Here is a 13,101-nt window from a genome sequence, read left to right as displayed (position 1 = left end):
CTCCTGACCCCCTGCCGGCGCCAACGCGCCCTTCCTGCCCGCCGGGCGGGCTTGACCGAACGGACATGAAAAAGCCGCGACCCGAAGGTCGCGGCTTTCATACGGCCATCTTGCCTCTTGCGAGACTAGCGGACGATCAGTCCTGACCCATCTGCTGCTTGATCAGGTCACCGATGGTGGTCGGGCTGGACTCGCTTTCCTGCTCGCGCAGGCGACCCATGTTGCGGCGTGTATCCGCCTGGTCCTTGGCCTTGACCGACAGGGAGATCGCACGGTTCTTGCGATCGACACCGACGATGCGGGCTTCGACGCTGTCGCCCTCGCTCAGCACGTTGCGCGCGTCTTCGACACGGTCGGCGCTGATTTCGGAGGCCTTGAGGATACCGATGACATCGGTCGCCAGCTCGACGTGGGCTTCCTTGGCGTCGACTTCGACGACACGGCCGGTAACCAGCGAGCCCTTGTCGTTGACCGCCAGGAACTCGGAAACCGGGTCGGTCTCGAGCTGCTTGATGCCCAGCGAGATGCGCTCGCGCTCCGGGTCGATCGACAGGATGACGGCTTCGGCCTCGTCGCCCTTCTTGAACTGGCGCACCGCTTCTTCGCCGGTCTCGGACCAGGAGATGTCGGAGAGGTGAACCAGGCCGTCGATGCCGCCTTCGAGACCGATGAAGATACCGAAATCGGTGATCGACTTGATGGTCCCGGCAACCCGGTCGCCCTTGTTGTAACGGGCGCTGAAGTCTTCCCACGGGTTGGTGGTGCACTGCTTGATGCCCAGCGAGATGCGACGACGCTCCTCGTCGATATCCAGCACCATCACCTGCACGTCGTCACCGACCTGCACGACCTTGGACGGATGGATGTTCTTGTTGGTCCAGTCCATTTCGGAGACGTGAACCAGACCCTCGACACCCTCTTCCAGCTCGGCGAAGCAGCCGTAGTCGGTGAGGTTGGTGACGCGCGCGTCGACCTTGGTGCCTTCCGGGTAGCGCGCCTTGATGTTGACCCAGGGATCCTCGCCCAGCTGCTTGAGGCCCAGCGAAACGCGATTGCGCTCGCGGTCGAACTTCAGCACCTTGACGTTGATCTCGTCGCCGACACCGACGATCTCGGACGGATGCTTGATGCGCTTCCAGGCCATGTCGGTGATGTGCAGCAGACCATCGACGCCGCCCAGATCGACGAACGCACCGTAATCGGTGAGGTTCTTGACGATACCCTGGATCTGCTGGCCTTCCTGCAGTGTCGCCAGCAGTGCTTCACGCTCGGCGCTGTTCTCGGCTTCGAGCACGGCACGGCGGGAAACGACCACGTTGTTGCGCTTGGGATCGAGCTTGATGACCTTGAAGTCGAGCTCTTTGTTCTCGAGATGCGTGGTGTCGCGCACCGGACGCACGTCGACCAGCGAACCCGGCAGAAAGGCACGGATGGAGGCCACGTCGACCGTGAAACCGCCCTTGACCTTGCCGTTGATCACGCCCTTGACGATCTCGTCCTTTTCGAAGGCGGCTTCCAGCTCTTTCCAGGCTTCGGCACGCTTGGCCTTCTCGCGGGACAGACGCGTCTCACCGAACCCGTCCTCGACGGCTTCGAGTGCAACCTTGACTTCGTCGCCAATACCGATGGTCAGTTCGCCGTTGTCGTCACGGAACTGAGCCACGGGGATCTGGCCTTCGGATTTCAGGCCGGCATTGACGGTAATCCAGTCACCTTCGATGTCCACCACGGTGGCCATGACGATGGCACCGGGTTCCATGTTGATGTCCTGGAGGGACTGTTCGAACAGTTCAGCAAAGCTTTCGCTCATGAGCATCCTACGTGATCAACGGTAATGGCGGTTGTCGCCTTCTCCACACCACCAGCGAGTGCGGGCCTACTTTACAAATCCCCGGGGATGTTGGCGCTGGTTCGACCTGATCCGGCTCTCAGTCGCATGTCGTCAGGTTGCCGGAGCACGTCATTACATCTTGCCGGGGGCGCCGGAAGCGTCGTCGCATCGGGGACTTCACTTCAGATCGAGGCGATCAGACTTCGATCCTCAAGCAGCCTCTGAATGTGATCTACCACATCCGGTATCGACAGCTCGGTGGTATCCAGCTCAATGGCGTCGTCGGCCGGCTTGAGCGGAGCCACGGCACGCTGCATGTCGCGTGCGTCGCGAGACTGAATCTCTTTTAAAAGACTCGATAGAATAGCATCCACGCCCGCTTCCTGCAACTGCAGGTGGCGCCGACGGGCCCGCTCCTCGGCGGAAGCGGTGAGAAATATCTTCAGCGCGGCGGCGGGAAACACCACCGTGCCCATGTCGCGACCGTCGGCGACCAGCCCGGGCGGCTTCTGGAAATCGCGCTGGCGGGCCAGCAACGCCTGGCGTACCAACGGCAGCGCCGCAACCTGGGAGGCGCATTCGCCCATCGCCTCGGTACGGATCGCCGCACTCACGTCGTCGCCCTCGAGCATGACCCGCGTCTCGCCGCTTTCGGCGATGAAGGCGACATCCAGCGACTCGGCCAGGTGCGCCACCGCCGGTTCGTCGTCGAGCGCCACCTCATGCTTGAGCGCCGCCTGGGCGGTCAGCCGGTAGAGCGCGCCGGAATCCAGCAGGTGCCAGCCCAGCCGCTCGGCGATCAGGCGACTCACCGTGCCCTTGCCGGCCCCGCCGGGGCCGTCGATGGCGAGCACCGCGGCAGTAGCGTCCTGGCTCATGCGCCCTCCTCGTCCCGATACGTCGCGCCCGCCTGCTCGTCGAGGGTCATCCCCACCTTGCGCGCCAGCTCGATGAAGCCCGGGAACGAGGTCGCCACATTGGCGCAGTCGTCGATCTCGATCGCCTCGCGGGCGCGCAGCGCGGCGATGCTGAACGCCATGGCGATGCGATGGTCGCCGAGACTGTCGATGCGCCCGCCGCCGTAGCTGGGGCCATCGTCGCCCCGACCCTCGAGACGACCGACGATGTCGATGCCATCGTCATGCAGCGTGACGTCGACACCCAGCGCGGCCAGGCCGTCGGCCATCGCCTGCAGCCGGTCGGACTCCTTGACCCGCAGCTCCTCGGCACCGCGCAGCCGCGTCGTGCCCTCGGCGCTGGCCGCGGCGACGAACAGCGCCGGGAATTCGTCGATCGCCAGCGGCACCTGATCGGCGGGGATCTCGATGCCCGACAGCGGCGTGTAGCGCACGCGGATGTCGGCCACCGGCTCGCCGCCCACTTCATGCTGGTTGGAGAGTTCGAGATCGGCGCCCATCGCCTCGAGAATATTGATCACCCCGATCCGCGTGGGATTGACGCCGACGTGCTCGAGGGTCAGGTCCGAGCCCGGGGTGATCGCCGCGGCGACCAGGAAGAACGTCGCCGAGGAGATGTCGGAGGGCACGTCGATCGGCCCCGCCGTCAGCTTGCCGCCGCCGCTGAGCCAGGCCAGATCGCCGTCGCGGGACACCGGATAGCCGAAGCCGTTGAGCATGCGCTCGGTATGATCGCGGGTCGGCGCCGGCTCGCGCACCCGGGTCTCGCCCTCGGCGTACATCCCCGCCAGCAGCAGGCAGGACTTCACCTGGGCGCTGGCCATCGGCATGTCGTAGTCGATGCCCTTGAGCGCCTGGCCGCCCTTGATCCTGAGCGGCGGCCGGCCGCCCTCGGCGGTCTCGATCACCGCGCCCATCGCGCGCAGCGGGTCGGCCACACGGCCCATCGGCCGCCTGGTCAGCGAGACGTCGCCGGTCAGCTCGGTATCGAAGGCCTGCCCCGCCAGCAGCCCGGCGAACAATCGCATGGCGGTGCCGGCGTTGCCCACGTAGAGCGGCCCCACCGGCGCCTTGAGGCCATGCATGCCGACGCCATGGATGGTCACGCGGCCCTGGTGCGGCCCCTCGATCGCCACCCCCATCTCGCGGAACGCCTGCAGCGTGGCCAGGCTGTCCTCGCCCTCGAGGAACCCCTGCACCTCGGTCACTCCCTCGGCCAGCGCGCCGAGCATGATCGAGCGGTGCGAGACCGACTTGTCGCCGGGCACGCGGATCGTCCCGCGAACGCTGCCGCCGGGCTGCACGCGGTAGCGGATGTTGCGTTGTTCCATCGCCTGATATCTCGTCTTGTTCAAAAGGGTATCGAAATAGTGCCGAGCATGGCTGGCGCGGTCCAGCGTCGCCAGCATGGCATCGTCGTCGCCGCGCTCCACCGCCGTGCGCAACCGCGCCACGCCGGCCTCGAAGTCATCGAGCGCGGCGAGCACCGCATCGCGGTTGGCGGTGAACACGTCGCGCCACATCACCGGGTCGCTGCCGGCGATCCGGGTGAAGTCGCGAAAGCCGCCGGCGGCGTAGCGAAAGATCTCGAGGCGTTCGTCCTGGCGCGCCAGGGTATCGACCAGCGAGAACGCCAGCAGATGCGGCAGGTGACTGGTGCGCGCCAGCACCTGGTCGTGGCGCTCGACGGCCATCTCCAGCACCTCGGCGCCGCACGCCGTCCACAGCGCGCGCACCCGGGCCACCGCCTGCGGGTCATTGCCGGGAGCGGGGGTGAGGATCACCTTGTGGCCACGATAGAGCGCCGGGTTGGACGCCGCGACACCGCTCTTCTCGGAACCGGCGATCGGATGGCCGAGCACGAAGCGCGCCGGCAAGGCGCCGAACACCGCCTCGGCGGCCGTGCGGATCGCCAGCTTGGTGCTGCCCACGTCGGTGATCACCTGATCGTCGAGCAGCGGGCGCAGCGTCGTCATCACCGCCTGCATCGCCATCACCGGCACCGCCAGCACGATCAGGCTGCTGGCCTCGACCCAGGGCGCCAGCTCGCTACCGCCGTCGTCGATCACGCCCATGGCGATGCCGCGGGCGATCTCGCCGGGATCGCGGTCGCAGGCGACGATCCCGCCGCGATAGCCGCCGGCCTTGAGCGCGGCGGCCAGCGAGCCGCCGATCAGCCCCAGGCCGACGATCAGGATCCGCGGTTCGGCGACCGAGCGCGCCCCGCCGTGGCTTGGCTCCACCACCTAGAGCACCCCCTGGGGGTAGGAGCCCAGCACCTTCATTTCGGCGGCGCGCAGACGCACCTCGTCGAGCAGCGCGGCGACCTCGGGCTGATCGACGTGCCCCTTGAAGTCGATGAAGAACACGTAGTTCCACACCCCGGTACGCGACGGTCGCGTCTCGAGGCGGGTCATGTCGACCTGGTGGCGATGGAAGGGTTCGAGCAGGTCGTGCAACGCCCCCGGCTGGTTGCGCATCGCCACCACCAGCGAGGTCTTGTCGGTGCCGCACATCGGCACGTCCTGATGGCCGATGATCAGAAAACGCGTCGAGTTGTCGGGCCGGTCCTCGATCTTCTCGGCGATCCGCTCCAGCTCGTAGAGCTTGGCCGCCATGTCGCCGGCGATCGCCGCGCTGTGCCATTCGCTCTTGACCAGCCGTGCCGCCTCGGCGTTCGACGACACCGGCACGCGCTCGGCATGAGGATAGTGGGCGTCGAGCCACTTGCGGCACTGGGCGAAGGATTGCGGGTGCGAGTAGATCCGCGAGATCTTGTCCTGGCGTGTGGTGCCGGCGACCAGCAGGTGGTGATGGATGCGCAGCACGACCTCGCCGCAGATGTGCATCGACGAGTCCATGAACGAGTCCAGGGTGTGGTTGACCACCCCCTCGGTGGAGTTCTCGACCGGCACCACCCCGTAGTTGACCGCCCCCGCCTCGACCTCGCGAAAGACCTCGTCGATCGCCGCCATCGGCAGGCTCACGGCGCTCTCGCCGAAATGCTTGAGCGCCGCCTGCTGGGTGAAGGTGCCCTCGGGGCCCAGGTAGGCGACCTTGACCGGCTGTTCCAGCGCCAGGCAGGCGGACATGATCTCGCGGAACAGCCGGGCCATCTCCTCGGCGTCCAGCGGACCGGGATTGAGCGCCATGATGCGCCGCAGCACCTGGGCCTCGCGCTCGGGGCGGTAGAAGACCGCCTGCGGATCGCCGGCGGTCTTGACCTGGGCGACCCATTGCGCGCACTGGGCGCGCTCGCTGATCAACTCAAGGATCCGGGTATCGATGTCGTCGATGCGCTCGCGCAAGGCATCGAGATCGACGGGTAATTCACTCATCGCGTTCTCCCGCGCTGGGCTGCGGCCAGCTGTTAGCCGTGACGTTGCTCGAAATCGTGCATGAAGGTCACCAGCGCCTCGACGGCCTGCTGGCTGACGGCGTTGTAGAGGCTGGCGCGCATGCCGCCGACGCTGCGGTGGCCCTTGAGATTGAGCAGCCCCGCCGCTTCGGCCTCGTCGAGAAAGCTATCGTTGAGCGCCTCGTCGGCGAGCACGAACGGCACGTTCATGAGCGAACGGTTGGCCGGCGCGATGGGGTTGCTGTAGAAGTCGCTGGCGTCGATGGCATCGTACAGGGAAGCGGCCTTGCGCCGGTTGATCGCCGCCATCGCCTCGAGGCCGCCGATGTCGTCCTTGAGCCACTCGAACACCAGGCCGGCCAGGTACCAGGCATAGGTCGGCGGCGTGTTGATCATCGACGCGTTGTCGGCGTAGACCTTCCAGTTCAGAAGCGAGGGCGTGTGCGGCAGCGCGCGCTCGAGCAGATCGTCGCGGACGATCGCCAGGGTCAGCCCGGCCGGACCGATGTTCTTCTGCGCGCCGGCGTAGATCACTCCGAACCGCGAGACGTCGAGCGGCGCCGAAAGCATCGACGAGGACATGTCGCAGACCAGCGGCACAGCCGCGCCGGGCCCATCGAGCGTGGGGACATAGTCGAAGGCCAGGCCGCCGATGGTCTCGTTGTGGCAGTAATGCAGATAGGCCGCGTCCGCGGACAGCGCGATCTCGTCACCCCGCGGCACGTCGACGTAACCGCCCGCCCGGCTGGTGGCGGCGAGGTGGGAACCGGCCAGGTGGTCGGCCTCCTTGATCGCCTTGGCCGACCAGATGCCGGTATCGAGATAGTTGGGCGTGCCGCCGTTTCCCAGCAGATTGAGCGGAACGCAGGCGAACTGCATCGTCGCGCCGCCCTGCATGAACAGCACCCGGTAATTGTCGGGGATCCGCAGCAGCGTGCGCAGGTTGGCCTCGGCGGCCTCGGCGATGGCCACGAACTCCGGACTGCGGTGACTCATCTCCATGACCGACAGGCCGCGGCCCTGGTAGTCGAGCATCTCTTCGCGGGCCCGCTCGAGTACCGGGGTGGGCAGCGCGGCCGGCCCGGCGCAGAAGTTGTAGCGGCGTGTCATCGGCGTCGTCTCTCGCAACTCTACGTGGTGATAGATGTGTATTGATGGGCATGTTGGTGAACGAGCGGACTGGTCATGGCAAGCGACCGCCGTCTGACGGCGGTCGCGGGTGACTCAGCTCGATCTACTGCGAATCTTCCGGCTCCGGCCGGTCACCCTCGCTGCCGGCCGAGGCCTCGCCATCGATGACGTCGCCCGGCGAGGCGTCGCCCGGCGAGGCGTCGCCCGGCGAGGACTCGCCTTCGATCGCCGCGTCGACCGGCTCCTCGCTGGGCTCGTCGACACGGACGGTCTTGACCAGCGACTCGCCCTCGCCCAGGCGGATCAACATCACCCCCTGAGTGTTGCGCGACGTCGCCGAGACCTCTTCGACGCGGGTGCGCACCAAGGTGCCGCGATCGGTGATCAGCATCATCTCGTCGCAGGCGTGAACCTGGATCGCCGAGACCAGGTCGCCATTGCGCGCGCTGGTCTGCATGGCGATCACGCCCTGGCCGCCGCGTCCGCGCAGCGGGAAGGCCTCGAGCCGCGTGCGCTTGCCGAAACCGCGCTGCGAGGCGGTCAGGATATAGATCTGCTCGTCGCCGCCGTCGCCGCCGGCATCGACCCGGGATTCCGGGGCCTCGCTGTCCGCGCCGTCGTCGTCGCTCGGCTCGCTGTCGTCGATCTGCGTCGAGCGCGGAATGATCAGGCTGATCACCTCGGCATCGTCCTGCAGGCGCATGCCGCGAACGCCGCGGGCGGTGCGACCCATGGCGCGCACGTTGCCCTCCTCGAAGCGGATCGCCTTGCCGTTGGACGACAGCAGCATGACGTGGTCCTCGCCATTGGTCACCGCGGCGCCGACCAGGCGGTCGCCCTCGTCGAGATCGATGGCGATCAGGCCGACACTGCGCGGCCGCGAGAACTGGTCGAGGGTGGTGCGCTTGACGGTCCCGTTGGCAGTGGCGAAGAAGATGTAGCTGTCCTGGCGATACTCGCGTACCGGCAGCATGGCGTTGATCGCCTCGTCGCCGTCGAGCGGCAGCAGGTTGACCAGCGGCTTGCCCCGCGAGCCGCGGCTGGCCGCGGGGATCTCGTAGACCTTGAGCCAGTAGACCTTGCCCTTGTTGGAGAACAGCAGCACGGTATCGTGGGTCGAGGCCACCAGCAGGTGCTCGATCACGTCCTCGTCCTTCATGCTGGTCGCCGACTTGCCGCGCCCGCCGCGGCGCTGGGCCTGGTAGTCGGTGATCGGCTGGGTCTTGGCATAGCCCGAGCGCGAGATGGTGACCACCATGTCCTCTTCGTTGATCAGGTCGGCGATGGTCAGGTCGAGGCGGCTGGTCTGGATGACCGTCTTGCGGGCGTCGCCATACTGGTCGCGCACCGCGATCAGTTCCTCGCGGATCACCTCGAGCAGGCGATCGGCGGAAGCCAGGATCGCGCTGAGCTCGGCGATCCTCTCGAGAATGCCCAGGTATTCGTTGAGCAGCTTCTCGGTCTCGAGCCCGGTCAGGCGGTGCAGGCGCAGTTCGAGGATCGCCTGGGCCTGGGCCGGCGACAGACGATACTCGCGCCGGTCCTCGGAAAGCCCCAGGCCCTCCTCGAGGCCTTCCGGCTTGCACGACACCGCCCCGGCGCGCTCGAGCATGCTGGTCACCTGGCCCGGTTGCCAGGCCTTGTCGAGCAGCTTCTCCTTGGCCTCGGCGGCGGAAGGCGAAGCCTTGATCAGCTCGATCACCTCGTCGATGTTGGAGATGGCAACGGCGAGGCCTTCCAGGATGTGGCCGCGCTCGCGAGCCTTCTTCAGTTCGAAGAGCGTGCGGCGGGTCACCACCTCGCGGCGATGGCGGACGAAGGCCTCGAGTATCTGCTTGAGATTGAGCGTCCTGGGCTGGCCATCCTCCAGCGCCACCATGTTGATGCCGAACACGGTCTCGAGCTGGGTATGGGCGAACAGATTGTTGACCACCACTTCGCCGGACTCGCCGCGCTTGACCTCGATCACCACGCGCAGGCCGTCCTTGTCGGACTCGTCGCGCAGCTCGGCGATGCCCTCGATGCGCTTGTCCTTGACCAGCTCGGCGATCTTCTCGATCAACCGCGCCTTGTTGACCTGGTACGGCAGCTCGGTGACGACGATATGGTCGCGGCCGCTCTTCTCGTGATGCTCGATGGTGTACTGGGCGCGCACGTAGATGCGCCCGCGGCCGGTGCGATAGGCGTCGAGGATGCCGGCGCGGCCGTTGATGATCCCGGCGGTGGGGAAGTCGGGCCCCGGGATGTACTCCATCAGATCGTCGATGGTCAGCGTGTAGTCGTCGATCAGGGCCAGGCAGCCGTTGATCACCTCGACCATGTTGTGCGGCGGAATATTGGTCGCCATGCCCACCGCGATGCCCGAGCCGCCGTTGACCAGCAGGTTGGGCACCTTGGTCGGCAGCACGTCGGGGATGCGCTCGGTGCCGTCGTAGTTGTCGACCCAGTCGACGGTGTCCTTCTCGAGGTCGGCCAGCAGCTCGTGGGAGAGCCGCGCCATGCGCACCTCGGTGTAACGCATCGCCGCCGCGCTGTCGCCGTCGATCGAGCCGAAGTTGCCCTGGCCGTCGACCAGCACGTAACGCATCGAGAAGTCCTGCGCCATGCGCACGATGGTGTCGTAGACCGCACTGTCGCCGTGGGGGTGATACTTACCGATCACGTCGCCGACCACACGGGCGGACTTCTTGTAGGGCTTGTTCCAGTCGTTGCCCAGCTCGTGCATGGCGTAGAGCACACGGCGGTGAACCGGCTTGAGCCCATCGCGCACGTCCGGAAGTGCGCGGCCGATGATCACGCTCATCGCGTAATCGAGGTACGACTGCTTGAGTTCGTCCTCGATATTGACTGGCAGAATCTCTCTGGCGATGTCACCCATGTGTCGTCAAATCCTTTGCACTGCGACTGATAAGCGCTGGCATAACAGCAAGCGATTAACCTCCGCTCCCGTCCGGCTGGCACCGAGAAGGCGACGAGGCGAAGGCTGTGCCCCCCGCGGGGCGACACGATCGGGCGATTATACCATTGCGCGGCGCATTAAGGCAGCGCAGGGGATTTCGGTCGGCCGGCGCGGCATGACCCGCGCATCGCTTCACTCGCTCGTCTGCGTCTCGCCGAGCACATAGGGCCGCAGGGTATCGCGCAGTTCGCCGTCGATCGGCAGGGTCTTGCCGGTGTTGGTATCCAGCAGCACGAAGGTGAAGTCGGCATCGGCGACGCGCTTGCCGTCGCCGACACGGTTGATCTCCTGATGGATGATGGCACTGCGATGACTGAGGCTGGCCAGGGAGGTCAGCACTTCCAGCTCGTCGTGGATCACCGCGGCGCGCCGATAATTGATGTTGAGATTGACGGCGACCGCCGCCAGCCCCTGGTTGAACAGCGCCGCCAGGTCGAACTGCTGCTCGAAATAGGCCCAGCGCCCCTCCTCGAGGAACTCCAGATAGCGGGCGTTGTTGACGTGGGCGTAGCCGTCGAGATGGAAGCCGCGCACGCGCAGCGTGGAACGGGCGATTCGTGGGTCCATGGCGAGCGATCCTTGGCATTGGCGAATGTGAAAGCACGTAGGGGCGCCTCGATTCTAGCGAGGCCCCGACAGGCTATCAAACGAGAGTTTTAAACTGCTCGCGGCCAAGCGAAGTCGCTCGACCTATGGCACCCAGCGGGACGATTGGCCATAATGTGCCCCCTTTGCAACGGAACGACGCCATGTGGTTCAAGCACTTGCACCTCTATCGCGTGCATGACGCCCCGCAGCTGACAAGCGACGAGATGACCACCGCGCTCGACGCCCAGGCCTTCCGGCCGCTGGGCGGCAGCGAGGCGCGCCGGCTGGGCTGGAGCGCCCCGGCGGGACGCAGCGGCGAACAACTGCAGCATGACCTTCACGGCCACCGCCTGCTGTCGGCGCTGCGTCAGGAGCGCCTGTTGCCGGCCTCGGTGGTTCGCGAGGAGGTCGAGTCCCGCGCCGCCGAGCAGGAGACCCGCGAGGGCCGCCCGCTGCGTCGCCAGGAAAAGCAGGCCCTCAAGGAACAGGTCTACGAGGAGTTCCTGCCGCGCGCCTTCGTGCGTACCCAGCGCTTCGACCTGTGGTGGGACACCCAGCGCCAGCTGATCGGCGTCAACGCCTCGAGCCGCGCGCGCGCCGAGGATATCCTCGACCTGCTGCGCCAGACGCTGGGCAGCCTCAAGGTCACGCCGCTGGCGACGCGGACGACGCCGACCCGCGCGATGACCGAATGGCTGACCCGACCCGACGAGCGCCCCGCCGCGCTCGAACTCGGCGACCAGGTCGAGCTCAAGGCCACCAGCGGCGACGAGAGCGTGCTGCGCGGCCGCCAGATCGATCTCGACGGCGAGGAGATCCAGACCGTCCTCGCCACCGGCCGTCAGGCCACGCGCCTGGGGCTGACGATCGACGAGGCGGTCTCGCTGGTGCTCCACGACGACCTGGCCATCAAGTCGCTGCGCTTCGCCGACGCGGTGCTCGACGAGGCCGCCCAGGTCGAGGACGACGACGATCCGACACTGCGCCTGGAGGCCGATTTCGCGCTGATGACCCAGGTACTCACCAACGCCATCGAACAACTCATCGACTGGCTGGGTGGCGAAGCCAACCCCGCCGCGCCGACGCCATGACCCAGAAGCCTTCAGCGGACAATTACGACAGCATCCGCCCCTATTACGACGCGGAAGTTCCCGCGGTGCTCGACCGCCTCGCCCACGACCGCGAGTTCCTCGATGCCATCACCCGGTATCGGCTACCGCGGCTGTCGCGCCAGGCCCCCTGGCTGGCGCGCGCGCTGGCCGGTTTCAAGCTGCAGCGGCAGATGCGCGGCGTGACGAGCGTGCGCGATTTCCAGAACCACATCGCCTACTACATGCGGCGCATGCTCGCCAACAGCACCGACGCCTTCGAGGTCGAGGGCCTGGAGAAGCTCGACCCGCAGCGCGGCTACCTGTTCATCGGCAATCATCGCGACATCGCCCTAGACCCGGCCTTCGTCAATTACGCGCTGTACCAGGCCGGGCGCGACACCGTACGCATCGCGATCGGCGACAACCTGCTGCAGAAACCGTTCGTCACCGACCTGATGCGGCTCAACAAGAGCTTCATCGTGCCGCGCTCAGCCCGCGGCAAGCGCGCCATGCTGGCTGCCTATCAGGCGCTTTCCGGCTATATCCGCCACTCCATCACCGAGGACAACCATCCGGTGTGGATGGCCCAGCGCGAAGGCCGCGCCAAGGACGGCATAGACCGTGCCGACCCGGCGATCATCAAGATGCTGACCATGGCCCACCGCCAGCACGACAAGAGCGCCGGCCTCGGCGAGGCGATCCGCGAGTTGCGCATGGTGCCGGTATCGATCAGCTACGAATACGACCCCTGCGACACCCAGAAGGCCCGCGAGCTGCACGCCGTGCACACCCAGGGCCGCTACGAGAAGGTCGAGTTCGAGGATATCCGCTCGATCGTTGCCGGCATCACCGGTGCCAAGGGGCGCATCCGGCTGAGCTTCGGCGAGCCGCTGACCGCCGATTTCGACACCCCCGAACAGGTCGCCGCCGAGATCGACCGTCAGGTACTCGGCAACTATCACCCCTTTCCCAGCCACCAGCTGGCGCTGGAGACCACCGGCCAGGCCCCCGAACTGGTCGACTTGAGCGAAGTCACCGATGCCGACCGCACGCGCTTTTCCGCGCGCCTGGCGGCCGTGCCCGAGGAACTGCGCGACTGGTGGCTGGCGCAGTACGCCAACCCGATTCTCAATCGCGCCGGGCGGATCGACACGGAATAGCTACGAGCTGCGGGCTACGAGCTACGAGCTACGAGCTACGAGCTACGAGCTACGAGCTACGAGCTA

Annotated in this window: 9 protein-coding genes; 2 read left to right on the top strand and 7 right to left on the bottom strand. The window is 66.6% G+C overall.

Annotated elements, in window-relative coordinates:
- Positions 1 to 136: 136 nt before the first annotated feature.
- From rpsA to HR9077_RS04835, 7 genes are all read right to left on the bottom strand, one after another.
- On the bottom strand, positions 137 to 1,810 hold the full coding sequence (gene rpsA / locus HR9077_RS04865) for a 30S ribosomal protein S1 (protein WP_136065709.1): 1,674 nt from the start codon (positions 1,808 to 1,810) through the stop codon (positions 137 to 139).
- A gap of 203 nt (positions 1,811 to 2,013) precedes the next feature.
- Positions 2,014 to 2,709, bottom strand: a complete 696-nt coding sequence (gene cmk, locus HR9077_RS04860; protein ID WP_136065707.1) for a (d)CMP kinase — start codon at positions 2,707 to 2,709, stop codon at positions 2,014 to 2,016.
- Positions 2,706 to 4,994 (bottom strand): bifunctional prephenate dehydrogenase/3-phosphoshikimate 1-carboxyvinyltransferase, encoded by a 2,289-nt coding sequence (locus HR9077_RS04855; protein WP_244613032.1) that lies wholly within the window; start codon positions 4,992 to 4,994, stop codon positions 2,706 to 2,708. The genes cmk and HR9077_RS04855 overlap by 4 nt, the downstream gene beginning before the upstream one ends.
- Positions 4,995 to 6,086, bottom strand: a complete 1,092-nt coding sequence (gene pheA / locus HR9077_RS04850; RefSeq protein WP_136065705.1) for a prephenate dehydratase — start codon at positions 6,084 to 6,086, stop codon at positions 4,995 to 4,997.
- Between the two features lie 32 nt (positions 6,087 to 6,118).
- Complete coding sequence (gene serC, locus HR9077_RS04845) at positions 6,119 to 7,216, bottom strand: 3-phosphoserine/phosphohydroxythreonine transaminase (RefSeq protein ID WP_136065703.1); 1,098 nt, start codon at positions 7,214 to 7,216, stop codon at positions 6,119 to 6,121.
- A 124-nt stretch (positions 7,217 to 7,340) separates the two neighbouring features.
- Entirely contained in the window at positions 7,341 to 10,115 is a 2,775-nt protein-coding gene (gyrA, locus tag HR9077_RS04840; protein WP_136065701.1) for a DNA gyrase subunit A, read from the bottom strand.
- Between the two features lie 213 nt (positions 10,116 to 10,328).
- Positions 10,329 to 10,763: an acyl-CoA thioesterase gene (locus tag HR9077_RS04835; RefSeq protein ID WP_136065699.1), complete on the bottom strand. Its 435-nt coding sequence runs from the start codon at positions 10,761 to 10,763 to the stop codon at positions 10,329 to 10,331.
- A gap of 182 nt (positions 10,764 to 10,945) precedes the next feature.
- Between HR9077_RS04835 and HR9077_RS04830 the strand changes: the two genes are divergently transcribed.
- The gene (locus tag HR9077_RS04830; protein ID WP_136065697.1) at positions 10,946 to 11,875 is read left to right on the top strand and encodes a recombination-associated protein RdgC; all 930 of its coding nucleotides are present in this window, start codon (positions 10,946 to 10,948) and stop codon (positions 11,873 to 11,875) included.
- On the top strand, positions 11,872 to 13,035 hold the full coding sequence (locus tag HR9077_RS04825) for a 1-acyl-sn-glycerol-3-phosphate acyltransferase (protein WP_136065695.1): 1,164 nt from the start codon (positions 11,872 to 11,874) through the stop codon (positions 13,033 to 13,035). The genes HR9077_RS04830 and HR9077_RS04825 overlap by 4 nt, the downstream gene beginning before the upstream one ends.
- The last annotated feature ends 66 nt before the right edge of the window (positions 13,036 to 13,101 follow it).

It is taken from the genome of Modicisalibacter radicis (assembly GCF_900961225.1).
GTDB lineage: Bacteria > Pseudomonadota > Gammaproteobacteria > Pseudomonadales > Halomonadaceae > Modicisalibacter.
The sequence above is the reverse complement of the archived record's forward strand: the minus strand, read 5'-3'. Positions and strand labels throughout refer to the sequence as shown.

Bases quoted from the DNA above. Each gene is read 5' to 3' on its own strand.
- rpsA (WP_136065709.1), bottom strand. From the start codon at position 1,810: ATGAGCGAAAGCTTTGCTGAACTGTTCGAACAGTCCCTCCAGGACATC.
- cmk (WP_136065707.1), bottom strand. From the start codon at position 2,709: ATGAGCCAGGACGCTACTGCCGCGGTGCTCGCCATCGACGGCCCCGGC.
- HR9077_RS04825 (WP_136065695.1), top strand. From the start codon at position 11,872: ATGACCCAGAAGCCTTCAGCGGACAATTACGACAGCATCCGCCCCTAT.
- HR9077_RS04835 (WP_136065699.1), bottom strand. From the start codon at position 10,763: ATGGACCCACGAATCGCCCGTTCCACGCTGCGCGTGCGCGGCTTCCAT.
- serC (WP_136065703.1), bottom strand. From the start codon at position 7,216: ATGACACGCCGCTACAACTTCTGCGCCGGGCCGGCCGCGCTGCCCACC.
- gyrA (WP_136065701.1), bottom strand. From the start codon at position 10,115: ATGGGTGACATCGCCAGAGAGATTCTGCCAGTCAATATCGAGGACGAA.
- pheA (WP_136065705.1), bottom strand. From the start codon at position 6,086: ATGAGTGAATTACCCGTCGATCTCGATGCCTTGCGCGAGCGCATCGAC.
- HR9077_RS04830 (WP_136065697.1), top strand. From the start codon at position 10,946: ATGTGGTTCAAGCACTTGCACCTCTATCGCGTGCATGACGCCCCGCAG.